Source organism: Pseudomonas sp. LBUM1645 (assembly GCF_059716185.1).
In genome coordinates this window covers 6,151,253-6,172,689 of the sequence record NZ_CP166811.1, presented here as the reverse complement: position 1 = coordinate 6,172,689, position 21,437 = coordinate 6,151,253, and the positions used below count along the sequence as shown (strand labels likewise).

General features: G+C 59.7%; 21 protein-coding genes. 15 read left to right on the top strand and 6 right to left on the bottom strand.

All coding sequences use genetic code 11. The features are described from left to right. The first annotated feature begins 93 nt into the window (after positions 1-93). Entirely contained in the window at positions 94-1,632 is a 1,539-nt protein-coding gene (murJ, locus tag ACA079_RS28070) for a murein biosynthesis integral membrane protein MurJ (protein ID WP_497701676.1), read from the top strand. Here the strand turns inward: murJ and ACA079_RS28065 are convergent. Beyond that, on the bottom strand, positions 1,585-1,854 hold the full coding sequence (locus ACA079_RS28065) for a hypothetical protein (RefSeq protein WP_497704409.1): 270 nt from the start codon (positions 1,852-1,854) through the stop codon (positions 1,585-1,587). The genes murJ and ACA079_RS28065 overlap by 48 nt on opposite strands. Between ACA079_RS28065 and ribF the strand changes: the two genes are divergently transcribed. The 5 genes from ribF to ispH all read left to right on the top strand — a co-directional run bounded on the left by ribF (position 1,762) and on the right by ispH (position 7,664). Beyond that, on the top strand, positions 1,762-2,712 hold the full coding sequence (ribF, locus tag ACA079_RS28060; protein ID WP_415759073.1) for a bifunctional riboflavin kinase/FAD synthetase: 951 nt from the start codon (positions 1,762-1,764) through the stop codon (positions 2,710-2,712). The two genes, ACA079_RS28065 and ribF, sit on opposite strands and share 93 nt — an antisense overlap. Then, a complete protein-coding gene (ileS, locus tag ACA079_RS28055) occupies positions 2,713-5,544 on the top strand; it encodes an isoleucine--tRNA ligase (protein ID WP_497701675.1) in 2,832 nt (943 codons plus the stop codon). Beyond that, entirely contained in the window at positions 5,537-6,049 is a 513-nt protein-coding gene (gene lspA / locus ACA079_RS28050) for a signal peptidase II (RefSeq protein ID WP_497701674.1), read from the top strand. The genes ileS and lspA overlap by 8 nt, the downstream gene beginning before the upstream one ends. 7 nt (positions 6,050-6,056) lie before the next feature. Next, positions 6,057-6,494, top strand: a complete 438-nt coding sequence (gene fkpB / locus ACA079_RS28045; RefSeq protein WP_177333623.1) for an FKBP-type peptidyl-prolyl cis-trans isomerase — start codon at positions 6,057-6,059, stop codon at positions 6,492-6,494. 222 nt (positions 6,495-6,716) lie between these two features. Further along, positions 6,717-7,664 (top strand): 4-hydroxy-3-methylbut-2-enyl diphosphate reductase, encoded by a 948-nt coding sequence (gene ispH / locus ACA079_RS28040; protein WP_033054296.1) that lies wholly within the window; start codon positions 6,717-6,719, stop codon positions 7,662-7,664. Here the strand turns inward: ispH and ACA079_RS28035 are convergent. Further along, positions 7,633-8,190, bottom strand: coding sequence for a GspH/FimT family pseudopilin (locus tag ACA079_RS28035; RefSeq protein WP_497701673.1), 558 nt, complete (start codon positions 8,188-8,190; stop codon positions 7,633-7,635). The genes ispH and ACA079_RS28035 overlap by 32 nt on opposite strands. Positions 8,191-8,321: 131 nt before the next feature. On the opposite strand from ACA079_RS28035, the gene ACA079_RS28030 reads away from it, so the two are divergent. Genes ACA079_RS28030 through thiO form a run of 7 tightly spaced genes read left to right on the top strand, consistent with a single transcriptional unit; the run spans position 8,322 to position 15,061 of the window. Further along, a complete protein-coding gene (locus ACA079_RS28030; RefSeq protein ID WP_497701672.1) occupies positions 8,322-8,795 on the top strand; it encodes a GspH/FimT family pseudopilin in 474 nt (157 codons plus the stop codon). After that, positions 8,792-9,241: a type IV pilus modification protein PilV gene (gene pilV, locus ACA079_RS28025; RefSeq protein WP_497701671.1), complete on the top strand. Its 450-nt coding sequence runs from the start codon at positions 8,792-8,794 to the stop codon at positions 9,239-9,241. Before ACA079_RS28030 ends, pilV begins: the two co-directional genes overlap by 4 nt. Continuing rightward, complete coding sequence (locus ACA079_RS28020; RefSeq protein ID WP_497701670.1) at positions 9,238-9,951, top strand: PilW family protein; 714 nt, start codon at positions 9,238-9,240, stop codon at positions 9,949-9,951. Before pilV ends, ACA079_RS28020 begins: the two co-directional genes overlap by 4 nt. A gap of 11 nt (positions 9,952-9,962) precedes the next feature. Continuing rightward, complete coding sequence (locus ACA079_RS28015; RefSeq protein WP_497701669.1) at positions 9,963-10,442, top strand: pilus assembly PilX family protein; 480 nt, start codon at positions 9,963-9,965, stop codon at positions 10,440-10,442. Beyond that, positions 10,429-13,488: a pilus assembly protein gene (locus ACA079_RS28010; RefSeq protein WP_497701668.1), complete on the top strand. Its 3,060-nt coding sequence runs from the start codon at positions 10,429-10,431 to the stop codon at positions 13,486-13,488. The genes ACA079_RS28015 and ACA079_RS28010 overlap by 14 nt, the downstream gene beginning before the upstream one ends. A 14-nt stretch (positions 13,489-13,502) precedes the next feature. After that, positions 13,503-13,904 carry a type IV pilin protein gene (locus ACA079_RS28005; RefSeq protein ID WP_497701667.1) on the top strand — a complete coding sequence of 134 codons (402 nt, stop codon included), beginning with the start codon at positions 13,503-13,505 and terminating at the stop codon, positions 13,902-13,904. A 56-nt stretch (positions 13,905-13,960) separates the two neighbouring features. Further along, positions 13,961-15,061: a glycine oxidase ThiO gene (gene thiO / locus ACA079_RS28000; RefSeq protein WP_497701666.1), complete on the top strand. Its 1,101-nt coding sequence runs from the start codon at positions 13,961-13,963 to the stop codon at positions 15,059-15,061. A gap of 130 nt (positions 15,062-15,191) precedes the next feature. Here thiO and ACA079_RS27995 read toward each other — a convergent pair whose 3' ends face one another. The 4 genes from ACA079_RS27995 to ACA079_RS27980 all read right to left on the bottom strand — a co-directional run bounded on the left by ACA079_RS27995 (position 15,192) and on the right by ACA079_RS27980 (position 19,492). Continuing rightward, positions 15,192-16,532 carry a sigma-54-dependent transcriptional regulator gene (locus ACA079_RS27995; RefSeq protein ID WP_497701665.1) on the bottom strand — a complete coding sequence of 447 codons (1,341 nt, stop codon included), beginning with the start codon at positions 16,530-16,532 and terminating at the stop codon, positions 15,192-15,194. 2 nt (positions 16,533-16,534) lie between these two features. Further along, complete coding sequence (locus ACA079_RS27990; RefSeq protein ID WP_497701664.1) at positions 16,535-18,124, bottom strand: sensor histidine kinase; 1,590 nt, start codon at positions 18,122-18,124, stop codon at positions 16,535-16,537. Then, the gene (locus ACA079_RS27985; protein ID WP_008154904.1) at positions 18,114-18,347 is read right to left on the bottom strand and encodes a PP0621 family protein; all 234 of its coding nucleotides are present in this window, start codon (positions 18,345-18,347) and stop codon (positions 18,114-18,116) included. The genes ACA079_RS27990 and ACA079_RS27985 overlap by 11 nt, the downstream gene beginning before the upstream one ends. Positions 18,348-18,469: 122 nt before the next feature. Continuing rightward, the gene (locus ACA079_RS27980) at positions 18,470-19,492 is read right to left on the bottom strand and encodes an outer membrane protein assembly factor BamD (RefSeq protein ID WP_150658187.1); all 1,023 of its coding nucleotides are present in this window, start codon (positions 19,490-19,492) and stop codon (positions 18,470-18,472) included. Between the two features lie 151 nt (positions 19,493-19,643). Between ACA079_RS27980 and rluD the strand changes: the two genes are divergently transcribed. Next, a complete protein-coding gene (gene rluD / locus ACA079_RS27975) occupies positions 19,644-20,606 on the top strand; it encodes a 23S rRNA pseudouridine(1911/1915/1917) synthase RluD (protein WP_415771489.1) in 963 nt (320 codons plus the stop codon). After that, positions 20,603-21,322, top strand: coding sequence for a peptidoglycan editing factor PgeF (pgeF, locus tag ACA079_RS27970; RefSeq protein WP_497701663.1), 720 nt, complete (start codon positions 20,603-20,605; stop codon positions 21,320-21,322). The genes rluD and pgeF overlap by 4 nt, the downstream gene beginning before the upstream one ends. The last annotated feature ends 115 nt before the right edge of the window (positions 21,323-21,437 follow it).

Sequence of the window (21,437 nt, the reverse complement as noted above, 5' to 3'; positions counted from 1 at the left end):
GCGAGCTTTGGCTCTGTGCTGCTGCGGCGCGGAGTATCGCATAAGTAGGCGCTTTGTTCGCCTGCTGTTTATCGACAGGCACAAACTCTTTCAATGAATCTGCTCAAATCGTTGGCCGCCGTCAGCTCTATCACGATGCTTTCCCGGATTCTGGGGTTCGTTCGTGACACTCTCATTGCACGCACATTTGGCGCCGGGATGGCGACTGACGCCTTCTTTATCGCCTTCAAATTGCCCAATCTGCTGCGACGGATCTTCGCCGAGGGGGCTTTTTCCCAGGCATTCGTGCCGATTCTTGCTGAATATAAAAGCCAGAAGGGCGAGGAGGCGACGCGAACCTTCATTGCTTACGTCTCGGGCCTGCTGACGCTGGTGCTGGCATTGGTCACCGCGTTGGGCATGATCGCTGCGCCGTGGGTCATCTGGGCGACTGCGCCGGGTTTCACCGATACGCCGGAAAAATTCGAGCTGACGGCCAGCCTGTTGCGCGTGACCTTTCCTTATATATTGCTGATCTCCCTGTCTTCATTGGCCGGGGCGATCCTAAATACCTATAACCGCTTCTCGGTGCCGGCCTTCGTGCCGACCCTGCTCAACGTCAGCATGATCATCTTTTCGGTGTTCCTGACGCCGTACTTCGATCCGCCGGTCATGGCGCTGGGCTGGGCAGTACTGGTGGGTGGTCTGGCGCAATTGCTCTATCAGCTGCCGCACCTGAAAAAGATCGGCATGCTGGTGCTGCCACGCCTGAACCTGCGTGACAGCGGCGTCTGGCGGGTCATGAAACAAATGCTGCCGGCGATTCTCGGCGTCTCCGTGAGCCAGATTTCGCTGATCATCAATACCATTTTCGCCTCGTTCCTGGTCGCCGGTTCCGTGTCCTGGATGTACTACGCTGACCGTTTGATGGAATTACCGTCCGGTGTTCTGGGTGTAGCGTTGGGCACGATTCTTCTGCCGACCCTGGCCAAGACCTACGCCAGCAAGGATCGCCAGGAATACTCGCGAATCCTCGATTGGGGGCTGCGCCTGTGCTTCATGCTGGTGTTGCCGTGCTCACTGGCGCTGGGGATTCTCGCCGAGCCGCTGACGGTTTCTTTATTCCAGTACGGCCAGTTCAGCGCGTTTGACGCCTCCATGACCCAACGGGCGCTGATCGCTTATTCGGTCGGTTTGCTCGGGATCATCGTGATCAAAGTGCTGGCGCCGGGCTTTTATGCGCAACAAAACATCCGCACGCCGGTAAAAATCGCGATTTTCACCCTGATCGTTACCCAATTGTTCAACCTGGTGTTGATCGGCCCCCTGGCCCACGCCGGCCTGGCGCTGGCCATCAGCATCGGCGCCTGCATTAACGCCGGCCTGCTGTTCTATCAGCTGCGCAAGCAGCAGATGTATGAGCCGCAACCGGGTTGGGCGAAGTTCGGCTTCAAGCTAGTGATAGCAGTGTTGGTGATGTCTGCTGTGTTACTGGTTGGAATGCATTTCATGCCAGCCTGGGATCAGGGGCATATGCTGGAGAGGTTCCTGCGTCTGGGCGCATTGGTCGGTGCCGGTGTGGTGGCTTATTTCGGCATGTTGCTGTTAATGGGCTTCCGTTTGCGCGACTTCAATCGCAAAGCGCTGAGCTGAGGTCACGACCTCGATAAACACGGGCGAATCGACGGTTTTGTCGGCTCGATCACTTTGGGTTACGGTGTTGCCTGTCGTCGGCCGCCGGGTGTGGTTATAATCGACCACTTTATGAGCAAGAAGCGCGTTATGCAGCTGGTTCGAGGCCTCCACAACTTGCGCCCCCAGCATCGGGGCTGTGTCGCCACTATTGGCAACTTTGACGGTGTTCACCGTGGCCACCAGGCTATCCTGGCGAGGCTCCGTGAGCGTGCGCTCGAGTTGGGCGTGCCCAGCTGCGTGGTGATTTTTGAGCCGCAGCCGCGAGAGTTCTTCGCGCCGGACACGGCGCCGGCCCGTCTGGCCCGGCTGCGGGACAAACTGCAGCTGCTGGCCGAGGAAGGTGTCGACCGGGTCCTGTGCCTGGCCTTCAACCACCGCCTGAGCAAGCTCAGCGCCGCCGAATTCGTCGATACCATTCTGGTGGACGGCCTCGGTGTACAACATCTTGAGGTCGGTGACGATTTCCGTTTCGGCTGTGACCGGGTAGGGGATTTCGATTTCCTGCAACAGGCCGGCGTCCTGCAAGGCTTTACCGTCGAAGCGGCGCAAACCGTCGAGCTGGACGGTATTCGCGTCAGCAGCACCCAGGTCCGCAATGCCCTGGCCGCTGCCGATTTTGCCTTGGCCGAGCGACTGCTCGGTCGTCCGTTCCGGATTGCCGGGCGGGTCCTGCATGGCCAGAAGCTGGCGCGCCAGTTGGGTACGCCCACGGCCAACATACAACTCAAGCGTCGTCGCGTGCCGCTGACCGGGGTTTACCTGGTCAATGTCGACATCGACGGCAAGACCTGGCCAGGCGTCGCCAACATTGGCGTGCGGCCAACCGTTCAAGGGGATGGCAAAGCCCACCTCGAAGTGCATCTTTTAGATTTTGCCGGCGATCTGTATGACCGGCGTTTGACGGTGGTTTTCCACCACAAGCTGCGTGAAGAGCAGCGTTTCGCCTCTCTGGAGGCGCTTAAGACGGCGATCAATGCGGATGTTGCCGCCGCCCGTGCCCTGTCGCACCTAGCGCCAATCGCTAATGAAGAGCCTTAAATGACCGACTATAAAGCCACGCTAAACCTTCCGGACACCGCCTTCCCAATGAAGGCCGGCCTGCCTCAGCGCGAACCGCAGATTCTGCAGCGCTGGGACAGCATTGGCCTGTACGGTAAGTTGCGCGAGATTGGCAAGGATCGTCCGAAGTTCGTACTTCACGACGGTCCTCCGTACGCCAACGGCACGATTCACATCGGTCATGCGCTGAACAAGATTCTCAAGGACATGATCATCCGCTCGAAAACCCTTTCGGGTTTCGACGCGCCTTATGTTCCGGGCTGGGACTGCCACGGTCTGCCGATCGAGCACAAAGTCGAAGTGACCCACGGTAAAAACCTGGGCGCGGACAAGACCCGCGAATTGTGCCGTGCCTACGCCACCGAGCAGATCGAAGGCCAGAAGTCCGAATTCATCCGTCTGGGCGTGTTGGGCGATTTCGCCAACCCGTACAAGACCATGGACTTCAAAAACGAGGCCGGCGAAATCCGTGCCTTGGCTGAAATCGTCAAGGGCGGTTTCGTGTTCAAGGGCCTGAAGCCTGTGAACTGGTGCTTCGACTGCGGTTCGGCCCTGGCTGAAGCGGAAGTAGAGTACGAGAACAAAAAGTCCTCGACCATCGACGTGGCGTTCCCGATTGCCGACGAAGCCAAGCTGGCTGCCGCTTTCGGTCTACCGTCGCTGGGTAAACCTGCCTCGATCGTGATCTGGACCACCACCCCGTGGACCATCCCGGCCAACCAGGCGTTGAACGTTCACCCGGAATTCAACTACGCCCTGGTCGACGTTGGCGACAAACTGCTGGTGCTGGCTGAAGAGCTGGTCGAGTCGTGCCTGGCCCGTTACAGCCTGGAAGGCTCGGTCGTTGCGACCACCACCGGTAAAGAGCTGGAACTGATCAACTTCCGTCACCCGTTCTACGACCGCCTGTCGCCGGTTTACCTGGCGGAGTACGTTGAACTGGGCGCTGGCACCGGTGTGGTTCACTCCTCGCCAGCCTACGGCGTGGACGACTTCGTGACCTGCAAGAAGTACGGCATGGTCAACGACGACATCCTCAACCCGGTACAGAGCAACGGCGTTTATGCAACGTCGCTGGAGTTCTTCGGCGGCCAGTTCATCTGGAAGGCCAACCCGGCCATCGTCGACAAGCTGACCGAAGTGGGTGCGCTGCTGCACACCAGCATCATCGAACACAGCTACATGCACTGCTGGCGTCACAAGACCCCGCTGATCTACCGCGCCACCGCGCAGTGGTTCATCGGCATGGACAAAGAACCTGTGACCGGCGACACCCTGCGCAAGCGGGCGATCAAAGCCATCGAAGAGACCAAGTTCGTTCCGGCCTGGGGCCAGGCGCGCCTGCACTCGATGATTGCCAACCGTCCGGACTGGTGCATCTCCCGTCAGCGCAACTGGGGCGTGCCGATTCCGTTCTTCCTGAACAAGGAAAGCGGCGAGCTGCACCCACGTACCGCTGAATTGATGGAAGAAGTCGCCAAGCGCGTCGAAGTCGAAGGCATCGAAGCCTGGTTCAAGATGGACGCCGCCGAGCTGCTCGGTGACGAAGCGCCGCAGTACGACAAGATCAGCGACACCCTGGACGTCTGGTTCGATTCGGGCACCACGCACTGGCACGTTCTGCGCGGTTCGCACCCGATGGGCCACGAGACCGGTCCACGTGCCGACCTGTACCTGGAAGGTTCGGACCAACACCGTGGCTGGTTCCACTCGTCGTTGCTGACCGGTTGTGCCATCGACAACCACGCGCCGTACCGCGAACTGCTGACCCACGGCTTCACCGTCGACGAGTCCGGCCGCAAGATGTCCAAGTCCCTGGGCAACGTGATTGCGCCACAAAAGGTCAACGACACGCTGGGCGCCGACATCATGCGTCTGTGGGTTGCTTCCACCGATTACTCGGGTGAAATGGCGGTTTCCGAGCAGATCCTGCAGCGCAGTGCGGACGCCTACCGGCGGATCCGTAACACCGCACGCTTCCTGCTCTCCAACCTGACCGGTTTCAACCCGGCCACCGACATCCTGCCGGCCGAAGAAATGCTGGCGCTGGACCGTTGGGCCGTGGACCGCACCCTGCTGCTGCAACGCGAGCTGCAAGAGCACTACGGTGAATATCGCTTCTGGAACGTCTACTCCAAGATCCACAACTTCTGCGTGCAGGAGTTGGGCGGTTTCTACCTCGACATCATCAAGGACCGTCAGTACACCACTGGCGCCAACAGCAAGGCCCGCCGTTCGGCGCAAACCGCGCTGTACCACATCTCTGAAGCGCTGGTGCGCTGGATCGCGCCGATCCTGGCATTCACCGCTGACGAACTGTGGGAATACCTGCCGGGCGAGCGTAACGAATCGGTAATGCTCAACACCTGGTACGAAGGTCTGACCGAGCTGCCGGCAGACGTCGAACTGGACCGCGCCTACTGGGAGCGGATCATGGCGGTGAAGGTCGCGGTCAACAAGGAAATGGAAATCCAGCGCGCGGCCAAGGCCGTCGGTGGCAACCTGCAAGCCGAAGTGACGCTGTTCGCCGAAGAGGCGCTGAGCGCCGACCTGGCCAAGCTGAGCAACGAACTGCGCTTCGTATTGATCACCTCGACCGCTACCGTTGCACCGTTCGTTCAGGCGCCGGCCGATGCCGTGGTCACCGAAGTCACCGGTTTGAAACTGCAAGTGGTCAAGTCGAGCCACGCCAAGTGCGCCCGTTGCTGGCACTGCCGTGAAGACGTCGGCGTGAACCCGGAGCATCCGGAAATCTGCGGTCGTTGCGTCGACAACATCAGCGGCGCTGGCGAGGTTCGTCACTATGCCTAATGCGGCTGGCCGTTTCGGACGGCTGAGCTGGCTCTGGTTGAGTTTGCTGGTCCTGGTCATCGACCAGGCCAGCAAGTTTTACTTCGAAGGCAAGCTCGAGATGTACCAGCAGATCGTGGTGATCCCCGATCTGTTCAGCTGGACCCTGGCCTACAACACGGGCGCGGCGTTCAGCTTCCTGGCCGACAGCTCCGGCTGGCAGCGCTGGTTGTTTGCCCTGATCGCGGTCGTGGTCAGTGCGGTGCTGGTAGTGTGGCTCAAGCGTCTGGGGCGCAACGAAACCTGGCTGGCCGTCGCTTTGGCTATGGTGCTGGGTGGCGCGCTGGGTAATCTGTATGACCGCATTGCCCTGGGCCATGTGATCGATTTCATTCTGGTGCATTGGCAGAACCGCTGGTATTTCCCGGCGTTCAACTTTGCCGACAGTGCAATCACTGTCGGTGCCGTAATGCTTGCGCTGGACATGTTCAAAAGCAAAAAAACCGGAGAAACCGTTCATGACTGAACAGGTATTGGCTGAGCAACGCATCCGCCAGAACACGGAAGTCACTTTGCACTTTGCACTGCGCCTGGAGAACGGCGACACCGTCGACAGCACCTTCGACAAAGCCCCGGCGACCTTCAAGGTCGGTGACGGCAACCTGTTGCCAGGGTTCGAAGCAGCGCTGTTCGGCTTCAAGGCTGGCGACAAGCGTACGCTGACGATTCAGCCGGAAAACGCTTTTGGCCAACCCAACCCGCAGAACGTACAGATCATCCCGCGCTCGCAGTTCAAGGACATGGAACTGTCGCCTGGCTTGCTGGTGATCTTCAACGATGCGGCCAATACTGAGTTGCCGGGTGTGGTGAAGGAATTCGATGACGAGCAAGTGACCATCGACTTCAACCACCCGCTGGCCGGCAAGACATTGACCTTTGACGTCGAGATCATCAACGTCAAATCGCTGTAACGTGTGGGAGCGAGCCTTTGTGGCGAGGGGATTTATCCCCGTTGGGGTGCGAAGCGCCCCTGAACCCAACCACCGCGGTCTTGAATGAGAACGCGCTGTCTGGTTTACGATTGCTTCGCAATCGAACGGGGATAAATCCCCTCACCACAAAGGCTCACTCCCACAGTAAGTAGTTTTTCTACTGTTTTCGCTATTTCTTGCGCGCAAGACACGAGGCACAGCATGCAAATCAAACTCGCCAACCCCCGTGGCTTCTGCGCCGGTGTGGACCGGGCGATCGAAATCGTCAACCGCGCCCTGGAAGTCTTCGGGCCGCCGATCTACGTGCGCCACGAAGTGGTCCACAACAAATTCGTCGTCGAAGACCTGCGCGCTCGCGGGGCGATCTTCGTCGAAGAGCTGGATCAGGTGCCGGACGACGTCATCGTGATCTTCAGTGCCCACGGTGTTTCCCAAGCAGTGCGTACCGAAGCTGCCGGTCGTGGCCTGAAGGTGTTCGACGCTACCTGTCCCCTGGTGACCAAGGTACACATCGAAGTTGCGCGCTACAGCCGCGACGGCCGTGAATGCATCCTCATCGGTCACGCCGGTCACCCGGAAGTCGAAGGCACCATGGGCCAGTACGATGGCAGCAATGGTGGCGCGATCTATCTGGTTGAAGACGAGAAAGACGTCGCCGCCTTGCAGGTGAACAACCCTGAAAAACTGGCGTTCGTGACCCAGACCACCCTGTCCATGGACGATACCAGCCGCGTCATCGACGCCCTGCGTACACGCTTTCCGGCGATCGGTGGCCCACGCAAGGACGACATCTGCTACGCCACGCAAAACCGTCAGGATGCGGTCAAGCAACTGGCCGACGAGTGCGACGTGGTACTGGTGGTCGGCAGCCCGAACAGCTCCAACTCCAATCGCTTGCGTGAACTGGCCGAGCGCATGGCTACCCCGGCCTACCTGATCGACGGTGCCGAAGACCTGCAAAAGAGCTGGTTCGACGGTGTCGAGCGAATCGGCATCACCGCTGGCGCCTCCGCACCGGAAGTGCTGGTGCGTGGCGTGATCCAGCAGTTGCAGGCGTGGGGCGCTACCGGTGCCGATGAACTGGCCGGTCGCGAGGAGAACATCACCTTCTCCATGCCTAAAGAGTTGCGCGTCCGCTCCCTGCTTTAACGCTTTTGCCCCCTGGGCACAGCGCCTGCTCAGCCTTATGGCTGCGCAGGCTGACGCGGCCGGTCGCGGCCAGCACCACCTGGAGCTGAGTGACCGGTTCGCGGGCTGCGCAAATGTGCAGTGTCCCCGCTTGAAAGGCCCGTCCAGGCATCTGTGGCTCGCCAATACTGTTGAAACGTATGTATCGCCTGACCGGCCAATTGCCGACAATCGGCACCCGAGTGCCACTCGCGCGCTCAACCAGCAGCGGATTGCTGTTGTCCTCCGCCCCTTTACCACTGATATCCAGAATGATCCGCCAGCCCTGACTCCAGTCGCCGTTGATGGCGTGAATCACGACGCTCTGGTTACGTGTGATGGCAACGGTTCTGGCGTTGCGTATACCGCTGATAAGCGACTCTGCCACCTGCTCGCGATGGTTCGATTCAGTCAGTGCTGCAAACGCCGGACTGACCAACAGCAGAACAATCCCGACAATTGTCAGTCCCATGAGCAGTTCGATCAGGTTGAAACCTCGCTGATGCATGTCATCTCCCTCCCTGGAGTGCTGCGGCCCGCGCGATCCCTGCGCGAGTAATGGCAAAACAACTGAACACCTGCCGGTCGAATGTTCTAGCGTGTAGAGGCAGGTATAGCCGACGGCAACGGAGGGCACCGATGGATCATCGTACAAAAGGTTTCACGCTGATCGAGTTGCTCGTCGCGCTCGCGGTGTTTCTGATACTGATCACCCTGGCTGTACCAGCGTTTACTCGTTCTGTGCAAAGCACCAAGGCCGACACCGAAATTGGCGATCTGCAACGCGGACTCAATTTCGCACGACTGGAGGCTATCGACCGTGGTGTCACCACCCGGCTGCGCCCGACGGCCGGCGGTAGTGTCTGGACCGGGGAATTGACGGTCTATGACGGTACGGGCAATCCGGCCAATGTATTGCGGGTTGTTCCTGCGATGAGCAGCGGGGCGACTCTGACGCTAACCTCAGGAGTGACCGCCATCGATTTCAACAACCTTGGCGGGCTGTCGGCACCGTCCACGGCGGTGGTGATCAGCTATGTACTGGGGGCGCAAAGCAGGACGCTGAATGTGTGTTTGAACGGACGAATTCTATTGGGTGGAAATTGCGGATGAGGGGATGGAGCAAGCGTGCACAGGAGGGCATGACGCTGATCGAAGTCTTGGTTGCGTTGTTGATTCTGAGCGTGGGGCTGTTGGGGGCGGCAGCGATTCAGCTCAATGCGCTGAAGTACACTGACAGCGCGCGGATGACCAGCCAGGCCAGTTTTATCGCCTACGACATGATGGACCGCATTCGCGCCAACTCCGGTGCCGACTACACCGTCACGCCTCCGACCTCAGGCAACCTGAGCGTCGCCCGGGATCAGGACCTCTACGACTTCACCACCAACATTGTCAATTTCGGCGGCGCCACTGCCACCGGCAGCGTGACGCTCAATCAGCGGGTGTACACCATCACCATCACCTGGGATGACTCGCGGGCTGCGAATGTAGCCAATTCGCGGCGCAGTTTCGTCCTGACAAGTCGTGCCACCCTCGATCCGATGCCGACGCCATGAACCGGTCCAGTAGAGGTTTCGGCCTGATCGAGTTACTGATCGCCCTGGCATTGAGTTTGGTCGTGGTCCTGGGCGTGGCGCAGATTTTCATCGCGGCCAAGAACACCTATGTCAGCCAGAACGCCGCTGCCGCCATGCAGGAAGATGCGCGGTTCGTGCTGAGCAAGATGATTCAGGAAATTCGCATGGTCGGGATGTTCGGATGTCTGGGGACGGTCACCGATTCAAGTTCGGCGGGTGACTTCAATGCCAGCCAGACAACGCCGATCAGTTGGGATAACGCCAACCTCAAACTGACCCTGGTGACAGCGGATGTCGGCGGCAGTGGTGGGGTACCGACCTGGACGGTGGTTTCCGATTGTCGGAACAATGCAACGGCCTACACCGGCGCCCGAGTTCCGGCGTCGGGCGAGCTGGCGTTTCCGATCCGGCGCTTGATCTACAGCTTTAGCAACAATCAACTGCTGATGGGTGTCGGCACCGGCACGCCGGCTCAGGCGGTGCTGGTGAACAACGTCAGTGCCTTCAACGTGAGCTTCGGCCTCGCCAGTTCCGCTACTGATGTGGCCGCCTCCAGTTACAGCAGCAACCCCTCTGATTCGGCGCGCATTCGCAGTGTTCGCCTGACATTGACCCTCACCGACCCGAACAACCGGGTACGCAATCAAACCTTCAACGTGGTTGCCGCTCTGCGCAACCGCTTGCCATGAGGGGAGGGCCGATGAGTATTTCTCCCATGACCCCTCACGCCCAGCGTGGCATGGCGCTGCTGGTTAGCCTGGTGTTTCTTCTGTTGCTGACACTGATCGGTCTTTCATCGATGCAAAACGCCACCCTGCAGGAAAAAATGGCGGCCAGCGTGACCTTGCGCAATCAGTCGTTCCAGGGCGCCGAATCGGCGTTGCGCGTGGGTGAAAGCGCGGTGCAACTGGAGACCTATTCGTTGCCGGTCTGTAGCGGCACCACCCAATGCGCGCCACCGGCCGAGTCGTCGACAATCACCGGTGCCGGCTTCAATTCCACCTCGGGGGTGACCTGGATCGCCTCCGGCAGCGGTTTTTACGGGGTGCAGAACATCGGCACCACCCTGACCGCCGTGAATGTGCCGAGCAACACTTCGACAACGCTGTACCGGGTGACCGCAGTCGGCATCGCGGGCAACTCGCGCAGTGTGGTGGAGAGTATCTATGCGAAGTACTAAACGGCTGTGGCACCTGGTTTTCGGCGTGCTGTTGGGGCTTTATCTCTTAGCGCCAGCGTATGCCTTCACGCCGTCGGATTCTCCGCTGTTGAGCGCCGCTGCTGTCGCGCCGAACGTGATGTTGTTGATTGACGATTCGGGCAGCATGAACAGCATCGTCTGGGCGGCGGGTTTCGATCCGACGGTCATAAATCGCCCTCAGGTGACCATCTGCAGTTCAGATTTCTCCTGCCTGGGAGGTCAAAACCTCGACATGAGCGACACCAATATTTTTCTGTCCAGTCTCAATCGCGGAGGTTGTGCGTCAGGTTATTTTGGTTTTTATAACGGCTTTTTTGGGTTGAATTCGTTTTGTCTGAAACTACCCGATCCGGTGGGCGGCCAGAACACCCGTTACTCGGCCAACTACCTGTCTTACCTGATCACTCTGGCGAACAGTTCGACCAAGGACTTCACCACTGGCTCAATCCCCAACGATTACCGGATGAACGTTGCGCGCAAGGCGGCCACCGATCTGGTGACCACTAACCGCGGGCTGCGTATAGGTCTGGCGACGTTCAATCCGGTCAACAGCAACAACGCCGGCAATGGTGGCTACATCGCCCGCTCCATTAGCGATCTGGCGGACCAGGCCAACTACAACGCCCTGATTACCTCGATCAACGGCTTGAGTGCGGTCGCCAACACGCCGCTGGCGGAAGCCTATTACGAAGTAACCCGATACATGCGCGGCATGGCACCGTTCTACAACTCGACGCCCGCGACCTACACCAGTCCGATCCAGTACCGCTGCCAGAAAAACTATGGTGTGGTGATTACCGACGGCTTGCCCACCTATGACCGGACCTTCCCGACCACCGATACCTTGGGCGGTACCCGACTGCCCAATTGGGACGGTATAAACAACGACGGCCCCGGTGGCGACGATGAGGGCGACACCCTTTATCTGGATGACATCGCCAAGTTCGCCTTCGACATCGACATGCGCACGACCGGCACCGATTTTGCGAACAAAAACTGGGACGCAGCGGATTTTCCCAAACAGAACATGAACACCTACACCGTCGGTTTTGCCACTGCGAACCAGATGTTGTCGGACGCGGCGACGTACGGGCAGGGCAAGTATTACCAGGCGACCGACAGTGCTGGCCTCAACAGTGCACTCTCGTCCGCCCTGAGCGACATCACCTCCAAGGCCGGCTCCGGCGGCAGTGGCGTCACCAGCGGGACCACTCTGGCCAGCGGTTCGAGTTACTTTCAGACCAGTTTCGATCCCAAGGATTGGCGCGGCACGATCAAGTCCTACGGATTTACCTCCGCTGGCACGGTCAACACCGCCTCGGTGTTATGGACCACAGATACCGCCATCGTGCCCGGAGCCACGGCGCCGACCTATCAATCCTGGAACACACTGACCAACGCGGCTGTGACGCTGGCCTACGCCAGTTTTTCCCCTGCTCAGCAAACTTCCCTCAACCAGAGTTTGCCCATCGGCATCACCGGCAGCGATCTGGTGGAGTGGAGCAAGGGCACCAACAAGGCCGGCCTGAAAGTGCGCAGTGTGCTGCTTGGCGACATCATCAATTCGCCGTTGGCCCTGGCATCTCCCACGGATAAAACCGCGTCTGATCTGTCAGGCGACACCACTTACAGCACCTATCTGGCAACCAAAGCGGCCAGCATGAACGCCAGCCTCGTGGTGAACGCCAACGACGGCTTTGTAAACGTCATCAACACGGCCAATGGCACACGGCGTTACGCTTTTATGCCGTCCAGTGTGTTGCCGTCACTCCGTTATATCGCCGACCCCACTTACATAAACGGGGTGAGCCACAAGTTTCTGGTGGACGGCCAGGTGGGCGTGTTCGATGCCCAGCTCAACAGCGCCTGGAAAACCCTTGCGTTGGGCGGGACAGGGGCGGGAGGGCGGACCTTCTATGCGCTGCAACTGTTCGACGCATCGGCCGGTAACGTGACCAAGGCGTTGTGGGAAATCAGCGCACCGGCCACAGCAAATACGGCGAACGTTTTCAATGATCTGGGTTATGCCTACGCACGACCGGAAGTGGCACGCTTGGCCGACGGTCGATGGGCGGCATTCATCTCCAACGGTTATGGCAGCAACTCCGGGGTGGCAGCGTTGTACGTGGTCGACATTCGCGACGGTTCGCTGATCAAGAAAATAGTGGTCGACGGCGCGGAGACTGCCAACGGCCTGTCGTCGGTAAAACTTCGGGTCAACTCGCAGAACGTAGTGCAGGCCGCTTATGGCGGCGATTTGAAGGGGAGGTTGTGGAAGTTTGATTTGAGCGCCACCGCCCCGGAATCGTGGGATCTGGCGTTTTCCCGCCAACCGTTGTTTACCACCGCAGGTGGCATCACCCAGCCAATTACCGCGCAACCATTGCTGGCGGACAATGCGCTGGGAGGGAAGGAAGTGTTTTTCGGTACTGGTAAATTCAATGAAACTGCCGACAAGACCAACAAAGACCTTCAGGCTTTCTATGCCGTGTGGGATGCGCAAGGTGGCTCCGGACAAATCACAACGTCCAGTTTGCAGGCACAGTCGGTAACTGGCGTGTTCTCGGGTAGCAGTGGGCAATTCATCACCACCAGCCAGAACGACGTGACCTATCCGGCGAAAAAAGGCTGGTACCTGCCGCTGGTGTACAACAACGTGTTAACCGGTGAGCGGGTGATCAATCAGGCCAGTCTGGTGGCCGGCCGGATCGTGTTCACCACGGCCAGCGTGGACACCACCGACCCATGCGCCAGTTTCGGTACCGGCAAACTGGTCGAGCTGGATGCATTCAGCGGTAAGATGCTCAATTACGCGGTGCTCGACAGCAATGGCGACGGGCTGGTCGACATCAAGGATTCGATTTCCAGCGGGGTGATTTTCACCGGTGGTATTCCGACGCTGAACGCGATCGTCAACAATGCGTCCCGCAAGATTGTGAACGACTCCAGCGGTGGCATCAGCTCCCTGGTGGAAAAGCCCGGCAGCGGCGGCAGCCGTCGCATCATGTGGCGACAAATACAGTAAGTGAGAGTTGAGGCATGCGCAGATCCAACCGAGGTTTTACCCTGATCGAAATCATGATCGTGATTGCGATCATCGGGATCGTCATCACCATTGGCTACCCGAGCCTCACCGAGTATGTGAATAAGGGCCGCCGCACTGAAGTCGCCGGCCTGCTCTCCGAGCAAGCGCAGATCCTTGAACGCTACTATTCGAAGAATAATGTCTACGCCAATGCCACCGGCCTGAGCGCCGGTAATGACTTCTATACCATCACCCCGACCCTGACCGATCAGACCTTCCTGCTGACGGCGGAGCGCAAGGTCGGCAAGGCCATGGCGGCTGACAGGTGCGGTAATTTCACCATTACCAACACGGGTGTCAGAGGCATGGTCAACGCAACGGCCGGACTGACCACCAAGGATTGCTGGGGGCGCTGAGTTCCTTTTTCGGGTGCCTTTTGTGCCCTCTGTCTATTTAACGGTTGGATCAGAACATGACCAGGCAACAGCAAGTGGTGATTGTCGGCGGCGGCGTGATTGGTCTGCTGACAGCGTTCAATCTCGCGTCCGAAGTGCAAAGTGTTGTGCTGCTGGATCGTTCGAATGTCGGTCAGGAGTCGTCCTGGGCCGGCGGCGGCATCGTCTCGCCGCTCTACCCGTGGCGCTACAGCCCGGCGGTCACCGCGTTGGCGCATTGGTCCCAGGATTTTTATCCACAGCTGGGCGAGCGACTGTTTGCAGCCACCGGTGTCGATCCCGAGGTGCATACCACCGGGTTGTACTGGCTGGACCTGGATGACGAGGCCGAGGCGTTGGCCTGGGCCGAGCGGGAAAACCGTCCGTTGCGGGCTGTGGATATCTCGGCGGCTCACGACGCGGTACCGGTGTTGGGGAGCGGTTTCTCCCGGGCGATCTACATGGCCGATGTGGCCAATGTGCGTAATCCGCGGCTGGTGAAGTCCCTCAAGGCTGCGTTGCTGGCGCTGCCGAACGTGACGATTCATGAGCAGTGTGAAGTCAGCGGGTTTATCCGTGAAGGCGCTACGGTGGTCGGGGTGCAGACCTCGGCGGGAGCGATTCATGGCGATCAGGTGGTTCTGACTGCGGGTGCCTGGAGCGGTGATTTGCTTAAAATCCTGGGTCTGGACCTGCCGGTCGAGCCGGTGAAAGGGCAGATGATTCTCTACAAATGCGCAGCGGATTTCCTGCCGAGCATGGTTCTGGCCAAGGGGCGTTATGCGATTCCTCGGCGCGATGGGCACATTTTGATTGGCAGTACGCTGGAGCATGAAGGCTTCGACAAGACGCCGACCGAATCTGCCCTGGAGAGCCTGAAGGCGTCGGCGGTGGAGTTGATTCCTGCGCTGGCGGATGCCGAGGTTGTGGGGCACTGGGCCGGGTTGCGACCGGGCTCGCCGGAAGGCATTCCCTACATCGGTCGGGTGCCAGGGTTCGAAGGGCTTTGGCTCAATTGCGGGCATTACCGTAATGGCTTGGTGCTGGCGCCGGCGTCGTGTCAGTTGTTTGCGGATGTGATGCTGGGGCGTGAGCCGATCATTGATCCGGCGCCGTATGCACCGGCCGGGCGTATTTAACCGTTAGATTTTGATTGCTTGCCCTATCGCCATCGCGAGCAAGCTCGCTCCCACAGTTGATCTGAGGTGTGTTCAGATTATGTGCACGCCACTGAGCCCTGTGGGAGCGAGCTTGCTCGCGATGGGTCCCTCAATCCAATCCAAGTTTCTTGAGCCTGTAGCGCATCGACCTGAATGAAAGATTCAACCGCTGAGCCGCCGCCGTGCGGTTCCAGCGGGTTTCTTCCAAGGCCTGGAGGATAAGGTTGCGTTCGACGTTTTCCAGGTAGTCTTCCAGGTTGTCGATCTGCGTCAGGTCCGGCACACCGCCTTCCGGGTTGCAGTTGCCTTCGGCCAGTCGCAGGTCGCTGGCTTCAATCTGCTTGTTTTCGCACAACGTATGAGCCCGTTCGAGCACGTTCTCCAGTTCCCGCACGTTGCCGGGGAAGCGATAGCTTTTCAGCGCGTCGAGGGCTTGTGGGTGGAGTTTTGCGGCGGGTTGGCCAGTGCTGATGGCCAGGCGTTTGAGCACATGGCTGGCGAGGGATTCGATGTCGTCACGGCGTTCGCGCAAGGGCGGCACCCGTAGTTCGATCACGTTCAACCGGTAGTACAAATCCTGGCGAAAGCGTTCGGCGGCGACTTCGGCGTCGAGGTCTTTGTGGGTGGCGCAAAGGATACGCACATCGACCACGGTTTCCTGCTGCTCGCCGACACCGCGAACGGCTTTTTCCTGTATTGCCCGTAGCAGTTTGACCTGCATTGCCAGCGGCAAATCAGCCACTTCGTCGAGGAACAGGGTGCCGCCATGGGCCGCCTGAAACAGCCCGGGTTTGTCTTCGATGGCGCCGCTGAAGCTGCCTTTGCGATGCCCGAAAAATTCGCTCTCCATCAATTCCGACGGAATAGCTCCGCAATTGACCGGGATAAACGGTTGGCTGGCGCGCGGTCCTTGCTCGTGGATCAGTCGTGCGACCAATTCCTTCCCGCTACCGGATTCGCCGCTGATGTACACCGGCGCCTGGCTGCGGGCCAGTTTGTCGATGTGTTTGCGCAGGGCGCGCATCGGCGGTGAATCACCCAGCAGCCGGCGATCGATGGCGATGCCGGTGCCGCCCGGCGCAGGCAACCGAAGCGCGCTGCTGACCAGTTCCCGCAGGCGAGTGAGGTCCACCGGTTTGGTCAGGAAGTCGAAGGCGCCGGCCTTGAGGGCGTTGATCGCCGTTTCCAGGCTGCCATAAGCGGTGATCATTGCCACCGGTACTTGGGGGTGGCGTTGCTGGATGTGTTGCACCAGCTCAAGGCCGGTGCCGTCCGGTAGTCGCATATCGGTCAGGCACAGGTCGAACGCCTCCCGCGACAGCAGGGCCTGGGCTTCGCCGAGGTTGCGGGCACTAAAGGTGTCGAGTTTCATCCGTCCCAGGGTGATTTCCAGGAGTTCGCGGATATCCGGTTCGTCGTCGACGATCAGGACTTTTTGCCGTGGGCTCATGTTCAACTTTGTTTCCGTCCGTGAGCAAAGGTGATGCGAAAGCAGCCGCCGCCTTGGCGTGGTTTGAAGTCTAGGCGGGCCTGGTTGCTTTCGCACAGCTCACGGGACAGATAAAGCCCCAGGCCGGTGCCTTGGGTGCTGGTAGTGAAGAACGGTTCGAACAAGTGCACGTGATGCTCCGGTGCCACGCCGGGGCCATCGTCGAGGATCTCGAGGACTGGCAGCTGGCTGTCCGGGTCGACGAACAACTCGAGCCAGACCTGCGCCAGGTCGTGATTCAAGGCGCTATGGCGCCAGGCGTTGCGCAACAAATTGTCGAGAATCTGGGTCAGTTGGTCTGGATCCATCAGGGTTTTGAAGTCTCCTGAGCCGATGCGCAGATGAATCTGCTGATGCTCGGTCGCCCCCTCGCGGGTTTCGTTGACGAACTGCTCCAGCCACGGCTTCAGATCAAGCCGTTGCGCTACGGTTTGCTGGCGGCGGGACAGTTGCAGGACGTTTTCGATTACCCGATTCATTCGCTGAGAGTGGTCTTGAATAATCTGTGTCAGACGTCGATCCGCGCGGTTCAGTTCCTCTGATTCCTGCAATAGCTGCGCGGCATGACTAACGGCGCCCAGAGGATTGCGGATTTCATGGGCGATACCGGCGGTCAGGCGACCGAGGGCGGCGAGCTTCAATTGCTGGGCTTGTTGAGCGATTTGCGCGAGGTCTTCGAGAAAGACCAGGGTCTGGTGGTGGGGGCTTTGGTCCAGGGCAATGAAGCTCGGTTGCACCTCCAGACCACTACTGGCGACTTTCAGGCTCTGGGGGCGCAGCGTCGGATTGTTGAGCCACAATTGCAGGCGTTCGACCAGGCTGGGTAAGTAGTCGTCGATCAGCTGGCCTGCAAGATTTTCTCTGCCTAACAGGTTCAAGGCGCTGTGGTTGGCCAGTTGAACCCGCCGTTTGTCGTCGAGTACCAGGATGCCGGTACGCATGCGTTGCAGGATCAGTGCGTTGAGGGCTTCGAGGCCGACGACTTCGCTGGCCCGTTGTTCGGCGAGGGTTTCGCTGACCTCCAGGCGTCGGATCAGCCCTTGTACCAGCAATGCCGCAGCAAAACACAAGGCGCCGAGCGTGCCGACTTGCAGGTAATCGTTGGGGGTGGCGGGATGGCTGAAACTCAGGAGGAAGCTCAGCCCGACGATGCCGAGTGCGCCAACGGCGGCAATCAGCAGGCCGATGCGCCCTCGCAACAAGGTGTTACTGATGGCTATCGATACGATCAGCAAGTTGCCGATGGCGCTGGCCACTCCGCCGGCGGCGTAGAACAGACCGCACAGCAGCAGGACGTCGGTCAGCGCCAGGCTGAACAGTTGCGCCGGGCGCCGGGTGTTTCCGAGGAATACCACCAGCAGGATATTCAACACCAGGTAAAACCAGCTGCCACCGCGCAGCAGGTCGTCATTGCTGAACGTCAGCAACTGGTTGTCCATGTTGCTGGAGATCAACAGCACCAGGGTGATGCCGATGCTCAAACGGTAAAGGTGATAGAGGCGCAGCAGTCGCTGGGCCTGTTTGCTGCCGGGACTGGAGGTCTCAGCGATCACTGGAGCCCGGGCCTTGCTCAAGATGAGCCTGGCTGCAATACCACTGTTGTTGAAGGCTCAGCGCGCGGTCGCGTGGCAGGTGTACGCCGCAATGGGCGCAGCGGACCATCGGGGCCGCTTCCAGCTCGGCAGAGGACTTGGGCACGGAAGCCTGGCCCTTGAACTTGCGCCAGAACCATACCGCAGCGGCAATCAGGGCGATCCAGAACAGTAAACGAAGCATGATGAGCTGCTATTTGACGAGTGATGAGCCAGTTTAGCCAAGGACATGACCAGCGCACAGCGTAATCATCGAGCCCATAAAAAAGGAGCCTCGAAAGGCTCCTTTTTGTACAACCCGATGTGTCAGTCAAACACGCCGAAGGTCATGTAGCTGAACCACGAGCGGTCGCTGTTATTGGCTTCAGACTCGTGTTCCTCTTCTTCGATTACGTCGCCATTTTCATCTTTAGGCTTGAGATCGTTCGGAATCGCGTCCTTCGCGTCCTGGAACTGCTTCTGCACGTCCTGGTTGGCGCGGGTTTCGCCCGGCGGCAGCGGTGGACGGGATTCGATCAGGCCCAGGGTGGCCTTGCTCAACCACGAGCGGTTGTCGGCTTCGGCTACCGAAGGCTGGAACTGACCGTCGACCAGGCTTGGATGGTTCGGGTAGTTGAGCTTCAGGGTTTCGAGGCTGGTGGCAGCCAGGTCGTCCAGGTGCAGACGCTGGTAGGCCTCTGTCATCACCGCCAGGCCGTCACCGACCGAAGGGGTTTCCTGGAAGTTTTCCACCACGTAGCGACCACGGTTCGCGGCGGCGACATAGGCCTGACGGGTCAGGTAGTAGTCGGCAACGTGAATCTCGTAGGCCGCCAACAGGTTGCGCAGGTAGATCATGCGCTGCTTGGCGTCCGGCGAGTAGCGGCTGTTCGGGAAGCGGCTGGTCAGTTGGGCGAACTCGTTGTAGGAGTCGCGAGCGGCGCCCGGGTCACGCTTGGTCATGTCCAACGGCAGGAAGCGCGACAACAGGCCGACGTCCTGGTCGAAAGAAGTCAGACCCTTGAGGTAATACGCGTAATCCACGTTCGGGTGCTGCGGGTGCAGGCGAATGAAGCGCTCGGCGGCGGACTTCGCAGCTTCAGGCTCGGTGTTCTTGTAGTTGGCGTAAATGAGCTCGAGTTGAGCCTGATCGGCGTAGCGACCGAACGGATAACGCGACTCCAGCGCCTTCAGCTTGGCTGTGGCGGCGGTGTAGCTATTGTTGTCCAGATCGTGCTGAGCCTGCTGGTACAGCTCGACCTCGCTCAGGTTTTCGTCTACGACTTCCTTCGATGAGCAAGCAGCGGTCAATGCGAGGATGGCGATCAGCAGCAGGTGTTTCACTTGCATGGCGGCTTGCGTCCCTATGACGGCCGCTGTCTTGGGCGGGGCCGTCCTGTTATGATGAGCGCCCCGTTGAATAGCCTCGGGGCAAAAGACGCCGTATTTAACCACAAGCGCGCAGCCGAAACCAAAGGCTGTGCCGACGCCTAGTCTGAGCATGTCCGATAAAATTGAACTTCGCGCAGAGGTGCCGTCCGAATTGGGCGGCCAACGCCTCGATCAAGTCGCCGCACAATTATTCGCTGAGCACTCGCGCTCGCGCCTTTCCGCCTGGATCAAAGACGGCCACCTGACTGTGGATGGGGCGGTTATCCGCCCGCGAGACATCGTTCATGGTGGTGCCATTCTTGAACTCACTGCCGAGCAGGAAGCTCAGGGCGAATGGATCGCTCAAGACATCGAGCTGGACATCGTCTATGAAGACGACGACATCCTGGTGATCAACAAACCCGCGGGTCTGGTGGTGCATCCTGCCGCCGGTCACGCTGATGGCACCTTGCTCAACGCCTTGCTGCACCACGTGCCGGACATCATCAATGTGCCCCGCGCCGGTATCGTGCATCGCCTGGACAAGGACACCACCGGTCTGATGGTGGTGGCCAAGACCATTCAGGCGCAGACACAGCTTGTCACGCAATTGCAGAGCCGCAGCGTAAGCCGGATCTACGAGTGCATCGTGATCGGTGTGGTGACTGCCGGCGGCAAGATCAACGCGCCGATCGGTCGTCACGGTCAGCAACGCCAGCGCATGGCTGTGATGGAAGGTGGCAAGCAAGCCGTCAGTCATTACCGCGTGCTCGAGCGTTTCCGCTCCCACACTCACGTGCGGGTGAAGCTGGAAACCGGTCGTACGCACCAGATTCGTGTGCATATGGCTCACATCAACTTCCCGTTGGTCGGAGATCCTGCCTACGGCGGTCGTTTCCGCATTCCGCCGGCAGCCAGTGTGACCATGATCGAATCGTTGAAGGCGTTCCCGCGTCAGGCGCTGCATGCACGGTTCCTGGAGCTGGATCACCCGACCACCGGTAAACGCATGAGCTGGGAATCGCCACTGCCGGACGATTTCGTCTGGTTGCTGACGCTGCTCAAGCAAGACCGCGAGGCGTTCATCGGATGAGTGACTGGCTGATTCCCGACTGGCCTGCGCCTGCCGGGGTGAAAGCCTGCGTTACCACCCGTGCGGGCGGCGTCAGTCTGGCGCCGTTCGACAGCCTCAACCTCGGCGATCACGTCGATGACAGCCCCGAAGCTGTTGCCGAAAACCGCCGTCGCCTCACCGATCATTTCTCTATTCAACCGGCCTGGTTAAAGCAGGTTCACGGCATTGCCGTGGCCCCCGCAGACCCAAGCCAGGTGGCCACTGCAGATGCCAGCTGGACGGCAACGCCCGGTATCGCCTGCACGGCGATGACCGCGGATTGCCTGCCGGCATTGTTTTGCGACCGTGCAGGCACTCGCGTCGCGGCGGCCCATGCCGGATGGCGCGGGTTGGCGGCGGGTGTGCTGGAAGCGACTCTAGACACGCTGGCTGTGCCACCAGAAGAAGTGCTGGTCTGGTTGGGCCCGGCCATTGGCCCGCAAGCCTTTGAAGTCGGCCCTGAAGTGCGCGAAACCTTCGTCGAGCAATTGCCCGAAGCCGCCAAAGCCTTTGTGCCGAGTGCCAATGCTGGCAAATTCATGGCTGACATTTACGAGCTGGCGCGCTTACGTCTGGCGGCTCGCGGTGTCACCGCTGTTTATGGTGGCGGTTTCTGCACCGTGACCGATCCTCGCTTCTTTTCTTACCGCCGCAGTCCACGCACCGGTCGGTTTGCCTCCCTGATCTGGCTGTAGTGCCCTGTCTCACGAATACTGTTCCTTTTTGACGGTGTCTGTTGCCGTCATGCTGCGTTGCCGCTCCTCGCCATAGCGCGCTATGACTCGTCGCGGCGCCTTGCCTGACGACAAC

Excerpts from the sequence above, each read along its gene's own strand:
- murJ (WP_497701676.1), top strand. The coding sequence starts at position 94 with ATGAATCTGCTCAAATCGTTGGCCGCCGTCAGCTCTATCACGATGCTT.
- ribF (WP_415759073.1), top strand. The coding sequence starts at position 1,762 with ATGCAGCTGGTTCGAGGCCTCCACAACTTGCGCCCCCAGCATCGGGGC.
- ileS (WP_497701675.1), top strand. The coding sequence starts at position 2,713 with ATGACCGACTATAAAGCCACGCTAAACCTTCCGGACACCGCCTTCCCA.
- lspA (WP_497701674.1), top strand. The coding sequence starts at position 5,537 with ATGCCTAATGCGGCTGGCCGTTTCGGACGGCTGAGCTGGCTCTGGTTG.
- ispH (WP_033054296.1), top strand. The coding sequence starts at position 6,717 with ATGCAAATCAAACTCGCCAACCCCCGTGGCTTCTGCGCCGGTGTGGAC.
- ACA079_RS28035 (WP_497701673.1), bottom strand. The coding sequence starts at position 8,190 with ATGCATCAGCGAGGTTTCAACCTGATCGAACTGCTCATGGGACTGACA.
- ACA079_RS28030 (WP_497701672.1), top strand. The coding sequence starts at position 8,322 with ATGGATCATCGTACAAAAGGTTTCACGCTGATCGAGTTGCTCGTCGCG.
- pilV (WP_497701671.1), top strand. The coding sequence starts at position 8,792 with ATGAGGGGATGGAGCAAGCGTGCACAGGAGGGCATGACGCTGATCGAA.
- ACA079_RS28020 (WP_497701670.1), top strand. The coding sequence starts at position 9,238 with ATGAACCGGTCCAGTAGAGGTTTCGGCCTGATCGAGTTACTGATCGCC.
- ACA079_RS28015 (WP_497701669.1), top strand. The coding sequence starts at position 9,963 with ATGAGTATTTCTCCCATGACCCCTCACGCCCAGCGTGGCATGGCGCTG.
- ACA079_RS28010 (WP_497701668.1), top strand. The coding sequence starts at position 10,429 with ATGCGAAGTACTAAACGGCTGTGGCACCTGGTTTTCGGCGTGCTGTTG.
- ACA079_RS28005 (WP_497701667.1), top strand. The coding sequence starts at position 13,503 with ATGCGCAGATCCAACCGAGGTTTTACCCTGATCGAAATCATGATCGTG.
- thiO (WP_497701666.1), top strand. The coding sequence starts at position 13,961 with ATGACCAGGCAACAGCAAGTGGTGATTGTCGGCGGCGGCGTGATTGGT.
- ACA079_RS27995 (WP_497701665.1), bottom strand. The coding sequence starts at position 16,532 with ATGAGCCCACGGCAAAAAGTCCTGATCGTCGACGACGAACCGGATATC.
- ACA079_RS27985 (WP_008154904.1), bottom strand. The coding sequence starts at position 18,347 with ATGCTTCGTTTACTGTTCTGGATCGCCCTGATTGCCGCTGCGGTATGG.
- ACA079_RS27980 (WP_150658187.1), bottom strand. The coding sequence starts at position 19,492 with ATGCAAGTGAAACACCTGCTGCTGATCGCCATCCTCGCATTGACCGCT.
- rluD (WP_415771489.1), top strand. The coding sequence starts at position 19,644 with ATGTCCGATAAAATTGAACTTCGCGCAGAGGTGCCGTCCGAATTGGGC.
- pgeF (WP_497701663.1), top strand. The coding sequence starts at position 20,603 with ATGAGTGACTGGCTGATTCCCGACTGGCCTGCGCCTGCCGGGGTGAAA.